Origin of the sequence: Acinetobacter legionensis (genome assembly GCF_048551735.1) — a bacterium.
Classification (GTDB): Bacteria; Pseudomonadota; Gammaproteobacteria; order Pseudomonadales; family Moraxellaceae; genus Acinetobacter.
In genome coordinates this window covers 19,144-38,041 of record NZ_JBIMBV010000029.1, presented here as the reverse complement: position 1 = coordinate 38,041, position 18,898 = coordinate 19,144, and the positions used below count along the sequence as shown (strand labels likewise).

The following is an 18,898-nucleotide window of genomic DNA, read 5'->3' as shown; positions in this document are numbered from 1 at the left end:
AACTACCGCTGCGTTGTATATGGTGGGCGCTGACGGGATCGAACCGCCGACATTCTGCTTGTAAGGCAGACGCTCTACCAACTGAGCTAAGCGCCCTAAACTAGAAAAAATAAAAAACTATTTAAATTCTAATTAGGTATTACATCTTACTACAAAATCATTGTAAAGTGGCGCAGCGGACGGGACTCGAACCCGCGACCCTCGGCGTGACAGGCCGATATTCTAACCAACTGAACTACCGCTGCACTTTTAACAATAAAATTGCTACACATACGATGATTGAATTTAAGTGGCGCAGCGGACGGGACTCGAACCCGCGACCCTCGGCGTGACAGGCCGATATTCTAACCAACTGAACTACCGCTGCACTAAAAAATTCAACGTTAAAGCTTGGTGGGCGCTGACGGGATCGAACCGCCGACATTCTGCTTGTAAGGCAGACGCTCTACCAACTGAGCTAAGCGCCCTAACGACTTCATCGTTTGTGAGGTGCATTATAGAGAATCTTTACTGAGTGTCAAACGCTTTTCTCGATGTTTTACCTATTTTAGATTTGAGTGATTAAAAAATAGATCATTTTTGTTTTAATTGGTGTTTTTTGTTTATTATTTATCTATTTATAAAGTTTTAAAACCTGTATTTAAATAAATTTAGCTGATCATTTAATCACTATTTTAATCGTATTATTCATTTCATCTAGACTTAATAAGATTTTCAGTGATTAAAAATACCGAATAAAGGCTATTCGGATTTATCCACTTCATTCAGATTTTTTATAGTAAGTTTTGGTTCAGGACGTAACCAAAGCCAGATAGCCACAATTAACATGGTCACATCGGTAAAAATTTTCACAGCCAATGGCGCATTGGTGAATAACATAATCACCCCACTGATCAACATCATAATACTGGCGATCCACTTTGCTTTACGTGGTACTGTGCCATTTTCACGCCATGCACGAAGCGTTGCACCATATTTGGGATGATTGAGTAACCAAGCATCCACCTGTGGCCAACCTTTTGATGCCGCCCAAGCTGCCAAGATGAGGAAAACTGTCGTTGGCATTCCTGGTAATATTGCCCCGATAAACCCGAGTACAATAAAAACAATCACCAATGTTCGCCAAAACAAAACTTTCATAGATTAACTCAATCTGCCCATTCGACTAGTATACCGCCCAAATGATTTTGCCAGTATATTTTAAATCAATTGAAATCATTGTATTTTAAAATCACGATGTTCATCATTTCCAATACAGTCAAATTGAGCTTGCATGTATATCTACTTATTTGCTTGAATCTCAATACACTAAAAACCTTTTCTTTAAAAATAAACTGAGTGAGTCCTCAGCTTAGGACAGCATACAATGACAGACTACTTTGAGCCTTGGTTAAAGTACAAACACCCTATTGTTCGTCAATTGGCTTTTTGCATTGCCAGTCCCAATATTATTCAGCATCTGCCTGATGAATTAGAAATTAAAAATCGTTTTGAAGTACACGACACGGGGTTTTGGCAACAACAATATATAGATTTTCAAACGCGCTTAGATCAACTCGATCACGACCCCACCCCACTCATTGAATTTTTGCAACAACTCAAAAGTACACGTTTAGGGTTACGTTTTGAATATTTATTTTGGTTCTGGTTGCAAGATGAAGCCAATCAACATTATCAACTCATTCAGCATAGTATCCAAATCATTGAAGCAAAGAATACATTAGGCGAAATTGATTTCCTTGTTCGTAATCAGGCCACAAAACAGATCGAGCATTGGGAAGTTGCTTTAAAGTACTATTTAGGCGAATCAAACTTACAATTAATGCATTGGTATGGTCTAAACCGTAGTGACACTCTTTTACGAAAACTTAATCATTTCTCAAAAAAACAATTTCAATTTACACAGGCTCTAGATTTTAAAATTGAAAAGAGGCTGGCTATAATGAAAGGACAACTTTATTTGCCAAATCTTGCAGACCTTACTGTACTTCCCTCATGGATCAATACTCAACATCGATTGGGACAGTGGGGTCATCATATTGAAACAGGGTATTATCGGTTACAGCGGCATGAATGGATTTGTCCAGATCTAGAGCAAAGCTCACCTGTTGCACAATGGTGGTGTAATGGCTTATATCACAACACAAGTACCCTACAATTTTATATGTACCGCCAAGCCCCTCTGGTATTTTCTTTTGACATAAATGCTTAATTATTCACGTTTCTTATACATGGATTAACGAATTCACTCATAAAAGCATAACGATATATTTACGAGATACTCGTATACTAAAATTCTAATTAACGCGTGAAACACGGAGATAGTAATGAAAAAAATTTTAGCAGTTTCAATGTTATTCGCTTTTGTTTTAGCTGGTTGCAACACATTTAAAGGTGTTGGCAAGGATGTCTCTAAAGCGGGGGATGCTGTATCGAATTCTGCAGAAAAAGTTGAAAATAAATTGTAATTCTCAATTTTATTCTACAACATGAGCCTTATCTAATTAGATAAGGCTTTTTAATGCTGATTTAAATAGTTTTCTACTTTCTCTCGTTTTTAGGTTTTCATTCGGTTTTATCTTCCTCTATTATATTATTCAATTTACTTACTTGATCAATGTCCATGAATCATTCGGATACTTTAGAACTGAGTTTACAACTTCTTCGCCAGCCTTCTGTGACACCTATAGATCACACTTGCCAAACCATTATGGCAGATCGTCTATCTGCTATCGGCTTTAATATTGAAAATATGCGTTTTGAGGATGTTGATAATCTTTGGGCAAGACGCGGAACAGCATCTCCAGTTTTCTGTTTTGCAGGTCATACCGATGTGGTACCTACAGGGCATCTAGATGCATGGGAGTCTGATCCATTCTTACCTGAAATTCGAGATGGTAAACTTTATGGTCGTGGTAGTGCTGATATGAAAACAGCATTGGCCGCAATGGTGGTTGCATCAGAACGTTTTGTGAAAAATCATCCCAACCATAAAGGTTCTATTGCTTTTTTAATTACTTCTGATGAAGAAGGCCCTTCTATCAATGGTACGGTTAAAGTAGTTGAAACTTTAGAAGCACGTAATGAAAAAATGACATGGTGTCTGGTAGGTGAGCCTTCAAGTACAGATACGTTGGGGGATATAGTAAAAAATGGTCGTCGTGGCTCATTAAATGCAGTATTAACTGTAAAAGGTAAGCAAGGTCATGTTGCCTATCCACATTTAGCCATTAACCCAATTCATACTGCATCAAAAGCCTTATCTGAATTATGTGATACTGTTTGGGACAATGGCAATGAGTATTTCCCTGCAACTTCTTTTCAGATTTCCAATATTCAAGCAGGTACTGGAGCAACCAATGTTGTACCTGGCAACATGACAGTAACCTTTAACTTCCGTTATTCTACTGAAGTTACTGCGGATCAGCTTAAACGACGCGTTGTTGAAATTCTAAATCTTCATAATGTTGAATATGATATTGAATGGACTTTATCAGGTTTGCCGTTCTTAACTCCAGTTGGCGAGTTGGTCAATGCTGCACAAACTGCAATTAAGAACGTGACAGGAACAGAGACCAAACTATCAACCAGTGGTGGGACTTCTGATGGACGTTTTATTGCGCCTACAGGTGCTCAAGTGCTAGAGTTAGGTGTTTTGAATGCAACTATTCACCAAATTAATGAACATGTAAACATTGATGAATTAGAGCCATTAGCTGAGATCTACGAACAAATCTTAGTCGAATTACTTGCTTAAGTTTTATAATTTTCAATCAATAAAAAGGACGTAAACGCGTCCTTTTTATTGATATTCTTTGGAGTTATGACAGATTAAGTCTTCTTTATCCCAATCTGTAACTGAATTTGATCTAGATCTGGCACATGATAAGTCTGATCACCAATTTTCACATACTGTAAAATAGTTTTATCTTTAACTGTATCCTCTGCATCGACTACTTCAGAAATACGTAACCGTATCGAACTTGGCATTTCATTGCACATCAAGGCAAAACGCTCATCTGCGTCTTCCCCTTCAATGATCAATGCGACACCCAGTGTCTTTTTAGGATCATTCACACTAAAAGTCGGTAACTTCTTTTCATGCCATTCTACGACATTAACATAGGTCGGACTATTCTGAGCAGAAAGCACCACATTTTGTGGTAACAACATCGGTGCTTTATCATAACAATCAATAATATATGCATCAATAAATCCAGTAGACACCGTAATTAAGTGCTGTAATTCTCGTGTGCTAATTTTATCAATGGAAGATTTTTCGATATTCTTTATCATGAGTGCTCCTATTTAACCGTCAACAAAGCATCAATATTTTCCAATAAATCAGCTTCTTGGAATGGTTTACCCATATAATTTGTCACCCCTAAGCTAAATGCACGTTCACGATGTTTTTCCCCTGTTCGTGACGTAATCATAATAATAGGCAAATCGCGGTGAATTTCATGGTGGCGAACCAAATTTGTGACTTCAAAGCCATCCATTCGAGGCATTTCAATATCCAGCAACATCAAGTCTGGTTTGACATTTTCAAGTTGTTCAATCGCATCCACGCCATCTTTGGCAGTAATCACATCGAAACCTTGACGCTCTAGCAAACGTGAAGTGACCTTACGAACTGTAACTGAATCATCCACAATCATAATCAAACGGCGTTGATCACGATGACGTTGTTTGTCCTGTTGAAGATGTTCAGCACTACTACGAGTAGATGCCTGAACCTGTCGTGCAATATTTTGCCCATCAAGAATCAAACAAACCTGCCCATCACCAAGAATGGTTGCACCTGCAATCGCATTGATTGTTGCAAACTGCTTACCAATTGGTTTGACCACAATTTGTGAGCGTGAACCAATTAATTGATCGACAAGAATGGCAATAGATTGTCCTAAGCTTCCCTTGATCAGCAATACCGGTAATGAATGTGCAAGCCCGTGTAAACGTGGAGTGACTTGACTCGCTGTGAACTCACCTAAATAACGTAGTTTATAGCTCTGGAAATCGATGTCAAAATAGTCATTTTGAGTTTCAAAATACTCTTCCAAAGCAGCTGGAGAAATTCGAACAATACGATCAATTTGCGATAATGGCACTGCAAATTGCTGATCACCCACTTTCACCATCAAGGCATCACTAACCGCAACTGTTGTGGGTACAGTAATTGTAAAGGTTGAGCCGTAACCTAATTCAGAACTGACACTCACTTGTCCACCAAGTGATTTAATTTCACTTTGCACGACATCCAAGCCAACACCACGACCAGAGATTTGTGTTACTTGCTGTGCTGTACTGAAACCAGGATGGAAAATAAACTGAAGTATTTCCTCAGGCTCTAACTGTTGATCAGTTTTGATCAACCCTTTTTCGATCGCTTTGTCACGAATAACTTTTGGATCAATTCCTTTACCATCATCTTTAAACGATACAAGCACATCTGTACCTTGACGACTAATATTCAAATCAATTCGACCTGTCAACGCTTTGCCAGATTTCTGACGCTGTTCGGCATCTTCTATCCCGTGGTCAATCGCATTACGTAGCATATGTTCTAACGGCGAAACTAACTTTTCCAGAATATTGCGGTCCAATTCCCCTTCAGTATTATTGACTAAAAGCTCAGTGGGCTTATTAACTGTTGAAGAGGTCTGGCGAACCAAGCGCTGTAATCGAGGTAACAATCTTGAGAATGGTACAAGACGAGTACGCATCAAGCTTTCCTGAATTTCAGCTTGAATACGAGATTGCTGCAGCAATAAGCCTTCAGTATCACGAATCTTTTCAGCCAGTGTGGTCTTAAAATCAACCAAGTCAGATGCAGATTCAGCCAGCGATTTTGATAACTGATTTAGAGATGAATATTGATCCATTTCTAAAGGGTCAAAATCGGCATAACGAGAGCTTAAATCACCATGTTTTGCAATGATTTGACTTTCCAACTCGCCTTCCATTCGGCGTAGCTGATCAGCCAAACGTTGGATTGCCAACTCCATATCAGTCAAGGTATTACCTAACTGCCCTAGATCCATCTCAATACGTGAACGGTTAATTGCATTCTCACCAGAAAGATCAATCATTTTTTCGACTAAATCCGCAGAGATACGGATCATCTCATTGTTGGATTCAGTTTTTTGTGAAAGATCCCATTCACCCAACATTGACGGTGGCTCAGTGCCATCCCCCTGAACAAACTCATTAATTGATTGCTCAAAAATTAAATTGGTACGGGATAATTTTTCTGGAAGCTGTGCAGATACATCAACATATTCAATGCTATTTAAACTCGATTTTAAGCTTTCAAAGTTGTCATAATCATGTTTAAAAATAGCTGTATCTAGCCAATGAAAGGTTTTTTCCAGCAAGCCATCATAAACATTTGAGTTAAAATTATGTAAACCAAATTGTTCAAATGCATTTTCCAACTCATAAGCAATATCCGCGACTTCTTCCAATTTCACCATCTTCGCACCACCTTTTAAGCTGTGTGCAATACGTTGTAATTGGAGTAAGAAGCTACGATTACTTCGGTGATCAAACCATTGAGTTAAAATGCTTAGACCTTCATCAATCAGCTCTCGAGCCTCTTCAATAAAAGTTTCTTGAGCAATCATTTCAACAGGATCCAAATTCAGATCTTGATCAATATCTACAAACAAGTGATGATCATTAATTGCTGATTGATGATCTTTATCAGATTGTTCAATTTCAAGCTGTTCCGATATTGGATCGTTCGTTAAAACAATTTCATCTTCAATATATTCAACTTCATGCAAATCTGATAAATCATGGGTAAATTGCGATTCAAGTGCTGTTGAAGCTTGGCTCGTGTCAATCGGACGTTGCTGATCAATATTTTGTAAAACATTGAGAATGTGAGTCGCAGGATAATCGATTGCTTTTTCACGAATCAATTGAATACGATCTGCCACATCATCCTGAATTAAACGAATAGATTGAATAAGATGTGGTTCAGCTTTGAGCTGACCTTTGATCACTCGTTCATAAATCGTTTCTAACTCATGTGCAATCAAACCAATAAAGGTGGCTTGAACCATATTTGCCCCACCTTTTAAGGTATGCAAATAACGCATCAAATTATTTAATGCAGTTGTGTCATCAGGATGGCTTGACCAAGTATTTAAGTCATGATCCATCCCAACCAACAACTCATCCGCTTCTTCAATAAAAATGTCTAAGACATCTGCATCAAATTCACGCTGACTATGCTCTGAGTCAATATTCTGTTTATCAAGATTAATTTGTGTCAGTACATAATTACCCACTGATTCAACAGGATTTACTTCAATGAATACTGTACTTGACTGTTGCTCAATTTCCGGCTCTATACTTGTTTCAATAGTCTGATCATCAATACTTGTGTCTATTTCTTGGTGTAAATAGTCATGTAACTCAGCCAGAATCGCTTGTGTTGAATCATTTAAGCTGACCCGTTGGCCTGAGGCCAAGGTGTCGAATAAATGAATAAATTCTTGATGCGCCTTAGAAAACATTTCAAAAGCATAATCAGTATTTAATAAATCAGGCTTGCGAATAACTTGCTCATAGCCATCTTTTAAAGCCAGACTAAAATCATGGATGCCTTGTGCAGCACGATTATTAGTATGATCAATCAGCATCTGTGCTTGTTGTGTTAGCTGTTGGAAATATGCTGGATATTCAACTTGGGCTCGCTTATCAAACTCAAACTCGGCATCTAACAGTAGATCAATCTCCAGATCAACTAATTGTGTGACTAACCCCGTTTGTGAATGCTGGTATTGGTGTTGGAAATCATAACGCTCCCAAGCATCATTAAATTTTTGATATATAGTTTTCAGCTCAATGGCTTGATTACCTTTCAGCTTTAAAACATAGAGATAGTCACTGACAAATTCAGCATAGTAGGTTAGTAAAGCATTTTCATTTTTTGAAGATTCAGTATCTTCTTGAACCAATACTTTAAATAAATGCTCTACTTTACCACTTGCTTCAAAGACCTCATTGACATGCGCCATTGAAGAACTACCACGCAAAGTATGTAAGGCACGAATCAAGCGATTATATTGATCAGGCGTATGTTCTTCTAAGTGCAAAAAGTCTTTAATTGCCGCCAGATGTTCCTCTGACTCTTCGACAAAAATCTCCAAGGTTTCAGATGTTAAACTATCATCTAAAATCGTCGATTCAAGCACTACATCTTCAACAGTATTTAAGGAACCACTTACAACTGGATCAATCACATGCGGAGTTGTCATAGAGATTAGGTCTGCTATTACCGTATCTTCGCCAATCTCCAACCCCGTAATGACATTTTCATTATCTAGTGTATTTGATAATGCCAGTAACTCGCCTAAAGCAGGTTCTAAGCTTTGTTTCTGTTGTAATTGTTGCCCCATATACACCAAAGGTGCTAAAGCTAAATGATGCGGTTTTCTATTTAAAAACTCTGAATACAGTTTAAACTTATAAATATTAAATACTGCGCGTACATATTGTTGAATCTCAGCAGTAAGTTCCAGATTTTTCGTAATAGTACGATTTAATGTATCTTCAACAGTCCAAGCAAGCTCACCAGAACGTTTAGCCCCCACCATGCGTCCAGACCCTTTAAGAGTATGAAAATAACGGCGAATATTGACCAATTCTGTATCTTTAAACTCTTCGAGTTGCCAGCGATCAAGAGACGTTTGTAACAATTCAAAAATTTCTTCGAGTTCTTCTACAAAAATTTCTAAAATTTCATCATCCTGACCAAGATACTCATCTTCAGGTAAAGTGACATGTTCCACTAAATGTTTTAATATTTCTTTCATAGCTCAGGCTTCTATGTTAGTTCCCGTCTTTGGGACTAAAACCTTTCAAAATACAGTCAATCTGAATGGCTTTAGAAGGCTTTCCATTCAGTGCAATACCCACTTGTTACAGGAGATATTGCACGTATAAAGTATCAATCGTTTTAGTCAGGTAATTTAAAGTCTGAAACTGATTGACGTAATGAATCCGCCATACTTGCCAATTCAGAAACCGAACGGGCTGTATCAAACGTTGCCCCTGTAGTTTGTGAAGTAATTTCTTGTACGACATTCATCGTATTTGCAATATGACCTGCTGAAGCAGACTGCAATTTAGCCGACTCAGAAATACTTTCAATCAAACCAGCCAAATTACTTGATACCGTTTGAATTTCACCCAAAGCAACGCCCGCATCTTTTGCAAGGTTCGCACCACGCACAACTTCCGATGTGGTTTGTTCCATTGAAATTACAGCTTCGTTGGTATCGGTCTGAATGGTTTTAACCAGCGTTTCAATCTGTTTCGTTGCAGATGCTGAACGTTCAGCAAGGCGCTGTACCTCATCCGCAACCACAGCGAAACCACGTCCCGCTTCACCAGCCATAGATGCCTGAATTGCTGCATTCAATGCCAGAATGTTGGTTTGGTCGGCAATATCATTAATTAGCGATACAATGTTACCAATCTCTTGAGAAGATTCACCCAAACGTTTAATACGCTTAGAAGTTTCTTGAATCTGTTCACGAATGGTATCCATACCTTCGATTGAGCGGTTTACCACATCTGCACCATTGGATGCAATTTGTACTGAACGCTGTGCTACTTCTGCTGATTCAGCCGCATTTGCAGATACGTGGTCAATGGACTGTGCAATTTCATTAATCGCTGTTGATGCCCCTGCAATCTCTTGAGCCTGATGCTCAGAGGCTTCAGCCAATTGGTTAGTAATCTGTTGCGTATTCTGAGTATATTGTGCAACTTCTTGAGAAGTATCGTTAATTCGAGATACCAGATCACGTAATTGGTCAATCGCAAAGTTAATCGAATCGGCAATAGCACCCGTAAAGTCTTCCGATACTGTTGCATACGAACTTAAATCACCATCTGCCAAATCGGCAATTTCATCAAGTAAACGTAAAATCGCATTCTGGTTACGGTCATACTCATCTTGTAAGCGTGTTACACGGACTTTATCCGACTCACTACGTAAACCGAGTAGTTTAAATACTGCAAATAAAAATGCGACGAGGGCAAGGATTAAAATCAATGCAGGTAAAATCGTACCCACACCAGTATTCACTGAAAGTCGATCCAAACCTTTTAATAAATTATCCGATTGAGCAAAGATGTCTGACGATGCTTGACGTACTTTAAAAATCTGATCCGAGTTCTTCAATACAGAAGTCGAAGCAAGTTGCACAATTTCATTGTAATCAGCTTTAATACTCTCTAAAGACTCGCGTAGTTCAGGTTTATCAATACGTGTTACACCTAAATCAGCACTACCATCTAATTGAGCATTTAAGTAGGTACCAAAAGTTTCGGTATCCGCATTAAAGTCGTCAGCTGAAGCACGTGTATTATCAGAACCACCTAGTACTGAACCAATAGAACGTAAAATACGTTCCGCAAGAAATACTTGGTTCTTCGCGATGACAACCTGGGTACTTGGCATATTATCACGAGCCATCTGGTCAACCATTGCGTTATATTCAGCCTGCATCCCAGGAATCACATCAGCAACAGCAATGTTGGTATCATATAATTGGTTAATAATTTTCTGATGTGTCGCGATCATGTCGATATCAGCAGAAACTTGTTGCCAAATTTTTTCAACACCCTCTACTTGTTTTGAAGACGCATGAATATCTTTGACGACATCTAAGTTTTCTTTAAATTTCTTTTGTGATGTAACTAAAGCACTAATTGATTCTGCTGAACCAGATGCCGTCGCTTCAGTTGCTTGACGAGATAATGTCTGTGATAAAAGTTTTAATTCACCCAAACTACGAGTTAAGTCGTTATTTCGAGGAACTGTATAGAATAAAACCAAAAGCAAAATAATCGCAACGATGATACTGGCAATGGCCATTTGAATAAATGGCTTAGATTTGTCGCTTTCCCCAAACAACTTTGCAAATTCATCAATTTTTGATTTGGTTTTGGTTACTACACCTGAACTACTTTTTTGAGCAGTATCCCCTGTATTTTTCTTCTTTAGTTTAAAGCCCATTCAGCTTCTCCCGATTCGCTTAACTCTTAATTAGGCGTCAAAGCTAGTTTATAAATTTTTCTGATGCATTCATGTATTGAGGATCATTTAACAAACGACTAAATAAGAATATATTCCAAGCTTGATTATGCTGCTGAAAATATCCCTGACAGTAAGTTTGAAGGTTTTCTTCTAATTCATTATTTTTAGAAAAAAAACCTTTTTTATTAAAATGTTGAATCCCCAAAACCTGATCTACGATCAGCCCAACATAGTGGTCATTATGACTAATACATAAGACTTTTTGAGTAGGTAGAAATTGGCTTCTATGCCCCGTTAAATAAAAAGCCAAATCAGAAACTGATAATAATCGTCCGCGAATATTTGCTAAACCTTTCACCCAACCTTGAACATTAGGAACAGGTGTATATTTTGGCGGATAAATAACTTCTGAAACCTCACCCAAAGGAGCAACAAAATATTGCCCCATCATTTCAAATGCAATGCCTGACCATCGGTTTACTTCATTTTCATTGTCAGCGTAATTTTTATTTCCTCGCTTAGACAATCGAAGTAATTCGATAAATCCATTTGCTGCCATACACTACCCTGCTTGTAGATGTTGCTTAATCGTATTGATCAGCTGATTCTCATCAATTGGCTTTGTTAAGTAGTCACAAGCCCCTTGACGTTTTCCCCAAACGCGGTCGGTTTCTTGATCTTTAGTACTTACAATCACAATCGGAATATGCTTGGTGGCCGCACCGCGCGCGATCTGACGAGTCGCTTGGAAACCATTTACACCTGGCATAACAACATCCATTAAAACAAGATCAGGCAATTCAGCTTGCGCGAGTGTTATACCATCTGCCCCATTGGTCGCTTCAATCACCTCGAATCCATGTTTAGCTAGAATTTCTTTAAATCTAAACATTTCTGTCGGTGAATCATCAACTATTAAAATTTTTGTCATTATTTCCCCCAAATTAACCGTTAAGCAGTTACATGATTGCGAATAGCATTTAATAGTTCATCTTTACTAAATGGTTTTGTTAAATATTCGTCCGAACCGACAACACGACCTTTTGCTTGATCAAACAGGCCATCTTTACTTGATAACATGATGACTGGAATATTTTGATAATTTTGAGAATTTTTAATCAAAGCGCAGGTTTGATAGCCATCAAGACGAGGCATCATGATATCGACAAAAACAATATCTGGATTTGCTTCAGCAATTTTAGATAAAGCTTCAAAACCGTCTACAGCAGTGACAACCTCACAACCTTCTCTTTGTAATAATGTTTCAGCAGTACGACGAATAGTTTTAGAATCATCGATCACCATGACTTTTAAATTTTGAAATTTATCGTCCATTTAATGCCCCTTTCCGTAAGCTTGGAATGAATTGTGCTGTACAGATTTATTTTTACAATTAAGCATGTTTTTTTAACATATATTAACTCACTTTATCAATGAGCATTTCTTGTCGGAAATCTCACTTCAAACAGTAAAACACAGCAAAGCTCACATAAAAAAAAATATTATGCTTTTTTTTAGAAGTTAATTGTTTATTAAAATTTTGTAACCACATAAAATGGCCAAAGATAGTTTCAAAATCATATAACTTACATTGATTTTTTGGGGATGGCAGACTTTAAATGGATAGAATAATCTATTACCAAAATTTAGGTTCAAAAATAAAAAAAATATTCAGTATTTTGCTCTCAGTTTGCTTACTCATTTACACGTTATCGGTCTATGCTGATACACCTCCGGCTAAGGCAGTATGGTATAGGTATTATGATAAAAATGGGGTTGCTAACATCAGCACATCGGTTACACCGGCACACATTAAAAATGGTTATGAAGCACTTGATCGCAATATGCAAGTCATCAAACGCAACCAAGCTTATAATGTCGAAAAAGATTTGCAACAATCGACTTCACGCGCATCTGAAGTACGTAAGTTAGAACAAGATGCACGTTTAAAGCGTGCTTATGGCAACTCATCTGTTGCAATCAACAAAAGAAATGAACTTCTAAACAGTCTAAAACAACAAATAGCACTTCAAAACCAAACACTTAAACAGCTTCAAAGTGCAAGAATTATACTTAAACGACAGGAAATGGAATATTATCGCAAAGGAAATACCGTCCCTGTAACACTTAAAGATCGGATCAAATACAACTCAGAAAATATCGAAAAAACAAAAAATTATATCGAAAACCTACAAAACAACTATCGCTCTACACAAACACACTATGATGATATTATTAACCGTCTCAAAAAGCTTGAATAATCACCTTTTAATTAAAAGTTTTTCAGCTTTATTATTAAAGAAATCTTAACAAAAAATCTAAACTTTGAGAACAGCCACCCGCAATGTTGGATGCTTTTAAGTTAAAAGTAAAGTCAGATCACATCGATAGCGTAAGAATATAAAGTTTTCAATTTAAACAATCATTAAAAATGTTCAGCTTATTTTTTTATCGTATTTTTTTATCGTATAATCCTTTTTTAAATCTAAAAATTTTAGGACAGTTTCCATGCGCGCGAGTCGCTTTTTATTTGCAACGTTAAGAGAAACCCCAAATGATGCTGAAGTCATTTCACATCAGCTCATGTTACGTGCTGGGATGATCCGTAAATTGGCTTCAGGTTTATACACTTGGCTGCCAATGGGTGTGCGTGTGCTCAATAAAGTTGAAGCGATTGTTCGTGAGGAAATGAATCGTGCAGGCTCTTTGGAAACATTAATGCCCGTAACACAACCAGCTTCGCTATGGGAGGAATCTGGTCGTTATGTACAATATGGTCCAGAACTGCTGCGTTTTAAAGACCGTCATAGCAATGATTTTGTATTAGGTCCTACACATGAGGAAGTCATCACAGATTTAGCTCGTAATGAATTAAAAAGTTATAAACAACTTCCGATGAATTTTTATCAAATTCAAACTAAATTCCGTGATGAAATTCGTCCACGTTTCGGCGTAATGCGTTCTCGTGAATTTATTATGAAAGATGCCTATTCTTTTCATGTCGATCAAGCCTCATTACAAGAAACTTATGATGTCATGTATGACACATATTGCCGAATTTTCACACGCTTAGGTTTAAATTTTCGCCCTGTTCAAGCTGACACTGGCTCCATTGGTGGTTCAGGTTCACATGAGTTTCATGTACTTGCTTCAAGTGGCGAAGACGATATCGCCTTTTCAACAGTATCGGACTATGCGGCCAATGTTGAAATGGCTGAAGCAGTATTGACTGGTGAGCGTGCTGAACCAACTCAAGATCTAAAAATTGTAGATACACCAAATAAAAAAACAATTGCTGACGTTTCTGTATTTTTAAATACAGATCCAGCTCAATCTGTAAAAGCCTTACTTGTACAAGGTGTTGTTGATGAAAAGGGCCATGTCCCAGTTATCGCGTTATTCTTACGTGGCGACCACGAGCTTAATGAAATTAAAGCTGAAAAGCATCCACTCATTGCTGCACCTTTAACATTTGCAACAGATGCTCAACTGAATGCTCTAGGTTTAACCGCAGGATTCTGTGGTCCACAAGGACTCGTAGATAAAGGTTTAACTGTAATTGTTGACCGTGCAGCCTCAGTACTTTCTGATTTTGTTGCTGGTGCCAATGAAGTTGATAAACATGCAACTGGAATAAATTGGGAGCGTGATGCAAAATTTACAGAAGTTTTTGACTTACGTAATGTGGTTGAAGGTGATCCCTCTCCAGATGGTCAAGGAACAATTTTAATTAAACGAGGTATTGAAGTTGGTCATATTTTCCAATTAGGTACAAAATATTCTGAAGCATTAGGTTGTAAAGTTTTAGGTGATGATGGCAAACCTTTAGTCGTGACGATGGGGTGTTACGGGATTGGTGTAACACGTGTAGTCGCTTCAGCAATAGAACAAAACTTTGATGAGAAAGGTATTATTTGGCCATCTGCGATTGCACCCTTTGAAGTTGCAATTGTTCCAATGAATGCTCAAAAATCTCCACGTACACTTGAGGCTGCTGAAATACTTTATGCTGAATTACAGGCTGCAGGCTACGATGTTTTACTCGATGATCGTAATGAACGTCCAGGCGTTAAATTCTCTGACTTAGAGTTAACGGGTATTCCTCACCGTATTGTCATTGGTGAAAAAGGCTTAGATGCTGGTACTTTCGAATATAAAGGTCGTAGAGATGCAGAATCTATAAATCTAAGTAAAGATGAGTTATTGGCTAAATTAGTAAAATAGTTTTTTCAATAGTATTAAAAAACCCACTGCATGCGGGTTTTTTAATACTTTACTATTTATAAAACATTATTACAGCCCATTAATTTTTACTTTTAAATCTGTAACGGATGTCCCGATTGCCCCAAAGTTCCCCATCGAGCCATTTTGCAAACCATTAAAAGCTCCTGCTGCACTTGCTCCACTTGTTCCCATAATCATCTGATTGATTCCAAGATCAAACTTACTCGATTCACCTGTATTACCAAATACAAAACCTGTTGGTTCAACACCAGCATAGAAACCTTTTAATGAAAAACCATTGGTTTTATCTGTTCCTGTTAACTGGAAATTAAAATTTGCACCAATATCACTATCATCCGATAAAAGTGTGATAGCACAGCCTGTTCCCGTACCACAAATTGATTGAATTGCCCCACCAAATACAATCATACGTCCTTGAGGTGCATTTCCAAGCTGCAAATTAATCGATGGTTTAGCTGCAGTAAAGTTAATATCAAAACCGTTGTCCATTTTTAAAAATTTAATGACATCTGACTTTTCACTGGTTCCTGTAAAAATAGATTGAGATCCTGTAGGCCCAGAAGATGAATTCGCCCCAACCAAGTAAAGTGCAAATGGTGAAACTTTAATACCCGAAATATTGCTTGCAAAGCTCATTCCTATATTGGCAAAAGGTTTACCACTTATTCCACTATCTGTGTCCATGACAATATTCATGGTTGGGGTATTTGAAGCCCCAAGAAAAGTAATATTAACGCTTTGGTCAGCAACAGTAGTTGCACTTTTACCCGCAAGAACTAGGGATGCTTTATTGGCATCATTCACAGTCGAACCAAATCCATCACGATCAATGATTGACAGTTGATTCAGTTGAACCTTACTCAGATTTATACCAACATTAATTCCATCTTGCCCTGTTGTTTGGGAAAGACTTTGATCATCCATAGGTTCCATTGCCATCGCAACTGGACTTAGTATCAATAATGATATACATCCTAGCTTTCTATTTTTTTTCATTATCCTAATCCTTAGGAAAATTTATATACTGCCTACCACGTCACAGTCTAATCAGAAATTCTTTATGATAAAAGCATAACCCGACCAATAACGCATTAGTTCCGTGGAATAATGTTGAATTCACTGGTTAAACGACCACCTGTCAACGCCATTTCACCTAAACGCGCACCTGAAACCAAAGCACCATTCATTGAAGGTGGATAAAAGTTTAAATCTCTCGCTCTAAATACACCATCAACCGATTGTGTTGGATTAAATTGTAAACTTGCATTAAATCCAACCTGACCATTCCCAGTGGTTGAGTTTTTGCTGATCACAATCGCATTGTTAAAACGAATATCGCCTGTCAAGTTATCTAAACCAAGTGTAGAACCATTTGCTGGATCACTAATTTGAATTGTATTATTTGTAGTTGCCAATTTTAAATCGCCGACCACAGTTAAACGATTTCCTGTTCCATCTGCTTTAATTTCACTATTTGGAATAAGTGACAAATCCATATCACCACCAAAGCGAAGTTTTAGACCAAATAGCACATCATCACTTTTGGCGAAATTATTAGAATCTGAAACACGCTTATTTCCACAAGCTACACTTGCTGTCGCAATACCACCAGCACATGATGCATATGTGGTTCCAGGCAAATAACCTGCTGCCACTTCTGCCGCCATTACCACCAGCATGTTTTTTAAACTTAAATTTAAACTTCCATTCTCAACACCTATGCTGCCATTCCCTTTCAGCAACATATCAATGTTTCTTAAGCCTAAATAATAGTCCCTAGAAGTACCTGCTATAGGAACACCAGCATCATTTTTCACCTGACCACCATCAATCACCAGAATAGATGTGGTTTTATTGCCAAGCTTAGTTGTCCCATTTTTATCCACACCGTCCGTACTAAGACCTAAAGAAAATCCAAGTCGAGAGGTTTGAGTACCAGCTGTTGCTGCTACACTGTTTTTAGTACCATCAGTTAAGTAGTAATAGGCTTTATCAGCATCAACTGTTGTACCATACATCGCTAAATTAGCATTTAAGTTATAAAATGGTAAAGCCAGCCCCCATCGATTATTTAGACCGTTCTCGGTAAATAAATTCCCCGCGGCAACACCAGCAGTAGTAGTAAATCGTCCTCGTCTGGAGATGGCTTGGAACTCTCCACCACGGATTGAAGCTACCACAGCATAAGGACGATTAGCTGCCGATAGGGTCGTATAAATATCTTGTTTATAATCATTCAAACTGGTTAAAGCTTGACCATTACCAAAACTTGAATTTTGAAAGGTTGCATTTACAGGTATGGTGACTTGCTTAGAATCAGTTAGGTTTAAAAAAATATTTCCCGTATCAAAAGAAGCACGAGTTCCTTTTTGTAAACCTGTTAAATTACCAAACTCGAAGCCATAACTATTTAATCCTGCACCACCAATTTCCAAAGTTGTTGCATCTCCACCGCCAGTCAGCATAGTATCGCCCTCTTTGGTGAAATCCGTCTTCATACGAAAGGCGATACCTGAACTACCAACGATATCTTTTCCTGTATCTGTACCACTCGAATTAACAGCAGAACCAATTAAACTACTGGCATTTTGCACACCACGAAATTGGAGTGAGCCATTCACCATACGCCCACTTGCACCTACGCGAATCAGTCCTTTTGCTCCCGTTGGCGTATTATAATTATCTACATCATAAAGAGAGGTAGGATTTATTCCTTTATTATTCACCATAATTTCAAGGTTTAGTCCGGCATTTGTTGTAGAACTTCCGTTTCCATAACTACCTGTATTAATAAAACCTGCTTTTGATGAAGCTGGATCAACCACTCGTGTTAAATCCACATAGCCATAATTAGTATCGGGTGCCTGACTTGCACCTGCTATATTGCTTCCAGAATTCGTTTGTAATTTAAAACCTTCAGCGGCATCTATAAATGCAAAGCCTTTACCTTTAAAATTAAAATTAAAGTTTTTTAGAATTAGTTGATTTAACTAATTTTTTGCACTACTCTGCCCCAAATAGATGTTGGCATTTTGAAGTCCTAAAGTCAGCTCAACCTGATCTGTTTTACTTAAAAGGCCATTGCTGGTTTTTAATCCAATACTTGTATTTGACGCCGTTTGTACCGCTAAATTGCCCAGTTTTGCACTACAACGTGCTCCACTTGGATCACTATCACAAACACGAAATGAATCGACAGTCATAAGCATAGGAGAGAGGGATAAATCTAAATTCACTCCAGTTTTTCCTGCAACAGTCCCTATATTAAGCTTCATATCGGCTTTTAATGGATCTGTAGAAGTATTGCTCTGTTGTATTTTAACCGTATCTGCTGTTGCAATAAGCGCTTGACTGGTTGCATCTGATTCTGCGCGACCGACCTGATCTGTCCAATATAATGTTTTAATATTGGCTTCTTTTAAGCTTGCCTCAATATGTACACCATCTTGACCATTTACGTTTCTTAAATCACTATCATCTAAAGCTTGCAACGCATAAGCTGGTATATGTATAGCCAACAAGCTCAAAGCTAATGTATTTAAAATAAATCTTTTTCCATGGTCTTGTTTTTTTATGTTCATTCCTAAACCC

Annotated in this window: 13 protein-coding genes, 4 tRNA genes and 1 pseudogene; 5 read left to right on the top strand and 13 right to left on the bottom strand. The window is 37.8% G+C overall.

Annotated features, from left to right (window positions below; translation table 11 throughout):
• Positions 1–20: 20 nt before the first annotated feature.
• The 5 genes from ACG9ZL_RS19550 to ACG9ZL_RS19530 all read right to left on the bottom strand — a co-directional run bounded on the left by ACG9ZL_RS19550 (position 21) and on the right by ACG9ZL_RS19530 (position 1,140).
• Positions 21–96, bottom strand: a tRNA-Val gene (locus tag ACG9ZL_RS19550).
• A gap of 72 nt (positions 97–168) precedes the next feature.
• Positions 169–245 (bottom strand) — tRNA-Asp (locus ACG9ZL_RS19545).
• A gap of 45 nt (positions 246–290) precedes the next feature.
• A tRNA-Asp gene (locus ACG9ZL_RS19540) sits at positions 291–367 on the bottom strand.
• Positions 368–391: 24 nt separating this feature from the next.
• Positions 392–467: transfer RNA gene (locus ACG9ZL_RS19535), tRNA-Val, on the bottom strand.
• A 274-nt stretch (positions 468–741) separates the two neighbouring features.
• On the bottom strand, positions 742–1,140 hold the full coding sequence (locus ACG9ZL_RS19530; RefSeq protein WP_336954645.1) for a YbaN family protein: 399 nt from the start codon (positions 1,138–1,140) through the stop codon (positions 742–744).
• 226 nt (positions 1,141–1,366) lie between these two features.
• Between ACG9ZL_RS19530 and ACG9ZL_RS19525 the strand changes: the two genes are divergently transcribed.
• The 3 genes from ACG9ZL_RS19525 (at position 1,367) to dapE (ending at position 3,757) form a co-directional block, all read left to right on the top strand.
• Positions 1,367–2,212, top strand: coding sequence for a DUF1853 family protein (locus tag ACG9ZL_RS19525; RefSeq protein WP_419361334.1), 846 nt, complete (start codon positions 1,367–1,369; stop codon positions 2,210–2,212).
• A gap of 115 nt (positions 2,213–2,327) precedes the next feature.
• Positions 2,328–2,468 carry an entericidin A/B family lipoprotein gene (locus tag ACG9ZL_RS19520; RefSeq protein ID WP_336954649.1) on the top strand — a complete coding sequence of 47 codons (141 nt, stop codon included), beginning with the start codon at positions 2,328–2,330 and terminating at the stop codon, positions 2,466–2,468.
• A gap of 155 nt (positions 2,469–2,623) precedes the next feature.
• Entirely contained in the window at positions 2,624–3,757 is a 1,134-nt protein-coding gene (gene dapE, locus ACG9ZL_RS19515; RefSeq protein WP_419361332.1) for a succinyl-diaminopimelate desuccinylase, read from the top strand.
• Between the two features lie 74 nt (positions 3,758–3,831).
• On the opposite strand, the gene ACG9ZL_RS19510 is transcribed toward dapE, so the two are convergent.
• The 6 genes from ACG9ZL_RS19510 to pilG form a co-directional block, all read right to left on the bottom strand.
• Positions 3,832–4,296: a hypothetical protein gene (locus tag ACG9ZL_RS19510; RefSeq protein ID WP_419329189.1), complete on the bottom strand. Its 465-nt coding sequence runs from the start codon at positions 4,294–4,296 to the stop codon at positions 3,832–3,834.
• An 8-nt stretch (positions 4,297–4,304) separates the two neighbouring features.
• Positions 4,305–8,828 (bottom strand): hybrid sensor histidine kinase/response regulator, encoded by a 4,524-nt coding sequence (locus tag ACG9ZL_RS19505; RefSeq protein ID WP_419361331.1) that lies wholly within the window; start codon positions 8,826–8,828, stop codon positions 4,305–4,307.
• A gap of 143 nt (positions 8,829–8,971) precedes the next feature.
• Complete coding sequence (locus tag ACG9ZL_RS19500; RefSeq protein ID WP_336954655.1) at positions 8,972–11,041, bottom strand: methyl-accepting chemotaxis protein; 2,070 nt, start codon at positions 11,039–11,041, stop codon at positions 8,972–8,974.
• Positions 11,042–11,084: 43 nt separating this feature from the next.
• Positions 11,085–11,621 (bottom strand): chemotaxis protein CheW, encoded by a 537-nt coding sequence (locus ACG9ZL_RS19495; protein WP_336954656.1) that lies wholly within the window; start codon positions 11,619–11,621, stop codon positions 11,085–11,087.
• A gap of 3 nt (positions 11,622–11,624) precedes the next feature.
• A complete protein-coding gene (locus ACG9ZL_RS19490; RefSeq protein WP_336954657.1) occupies positions 11,625–11,993 on the bottom strand; it encodes a response regulator in 369 nt (122 codons plus the stop codon).
• 20 nt (positions 11,994–12,013) lie between these two features.
• Complete coding sequence (gene pilG / locus ACG9ZL_RS19485; RefSeq protein WP_004723803.1) at positions 12,014–12,397, bottom strand: twitching motility response regulator PilG; 384 nt, start codon at positions 12,395–12,397, stop codon at positions 12,014–12,016.
• Positions 12,398–12,681: 284 nt separating this feature from the next.
• Here pilG and ACG9ZL_RS19480 point away from each other — a divergent pair, with 284 nt between their 5' ends.
• Together ACG9ZL_RS19480 and ACG9ZL_RS19475 are read left to right on the top strand one after the other, a co-directional pair.
• Positions 12,682–13,323: a hypothetical protein gene (locus ACG9ZL_RS19480; protein ID WP_336954658.1), complete on the top strand. Its 642-nt coding sequence runs from the start codon at positions 12,682–12,684 to the stop codon at positions 13,321–13,323.
• 247 nt (positions 13,324–13,570) lie between these two features.
• A complete protein-coding gene (locus ACG9ZL_RS19475) occupies positions 13,571–15,286 on the top strand; it encodes a proline--tRNA ligase (protein ID WP_336954659.1) in 1,716 nt (571 codons plus the stop codon).
• A gap of 69 nt (positions 15,287–15,355) precedes the next feature.
• Here the strand turns inward: ACG9ZL_RS19475 and ACG9ZL_RS19470 are convergent, their stop codons facing one another.
• Positions 15,356–16,303, bottom strand: a complete 948-nt coding sequence (locus ACG9ZL_RS19470) for a DUF6160 family protein (RefSeq protein ID WP_336954661.1) — start codon at positions 16,301–16,303, stop codon at positions 15,356–15,358.
• 95 nt (positions 16,304–16,398) lie between these two features.
• Positions 16,399–18,888 (bottom strand): annotated as a pseudogene (locus tag ACG9ZL_RS19465) (DUF6160 family protein).
• Between the last annotated feature and the right edge of the window lie 10 nt (positions 18,889–18,898).

Coding starts and splice junctions, on each gene's coding strand:
- ACG9ZL_RS19480 (WP_336954658.1), top strand. CDS start 12,682: ATGGATAGAATAATCTATTACCAAAATTTAGGTTCAAAAATAAAAAAA.
- ACG9ZL_RS19510 (WP_419329189.1), bottom strand. CDS start 4,296: ATGATAAAGAATATCGAAAAATCTTCCATTGATAAAATTAGCACACGA.
- ACG9ZL_RS19500 (WP_336954655.1), bottom strand. CDS start 11,041: ATGGGCTTTAAACTAAAGAAGAAAAATACAGGGGATACTGCTCAAAAA.
- ACG9ZL_RS19475 (WP_336954659.1), top strand. CDS start 13,571: ATGCGCGCGAGTCGCTTTTTATTTGCAACGTTAAGAGAAACCCCAAAT.
- ACG9ZL_RS19530 (WP_336954645.1), bottom strand. CDS start 1,140: ATGAAAGTTTTGTTTTGGCGAACATTGGTGATTGTTTTTATTGTACTC.
- ACG9ZL_RS19520 (WP_336954649.1), top strand. CDS start 2,328: ATGAAAAAAATTTTAGCAGTTTCAATGTTATTCGCTTTTGTTTTAGCT.
- dapE (WP_419361332.1), top strand. CDS start 2,624: ATGAATCATTCGGATACTTTAGAACTGAGTTTACAACTTCTTCGCCAG.
- ACG9ZL_RS19490 (WP_336954657.1), bottom strand. CDS start 11,993: ATGACAAAAATTTTAATAGTTGATGATTCACCGACAGAAATGTTTAGA.
- ACG9ZL_RS19525 (WP_419361334.1), top strand. CDS start 1,367: ATGACAGACTACTTTGAGCCTTGGTTAAAGTACAAACACCCTATTGTT.
- ACG9ZL_RS19470 (WP_336954661.1), bottom strand. CDS start 16,303: ATGAAAAAAAATAGAAAGCTAGGATGTATATCATTATTGATACTAAGT.
- pilG (WP_004723803.1), bottom strand. CDS start 12,397: ATGGACGATAAATTTCAAAATTTAAAAGTCATGGTGATCGATGATTCT.
- ACG9ZL_RS19505 (WP_419361331.1), bottom strand. CDS start 8,828: ATGAAAGAAATATTAAAACATTTAGTGGAACATGTCACTTTACCTGAA.
- ACG9ZL_RS19495 (WP_336954656.1), bottom strand. CDS start 11,621: ATGGCAGCAAATGGATTTATCGAATTACTTCGATTGTCTAAGCGAGGA.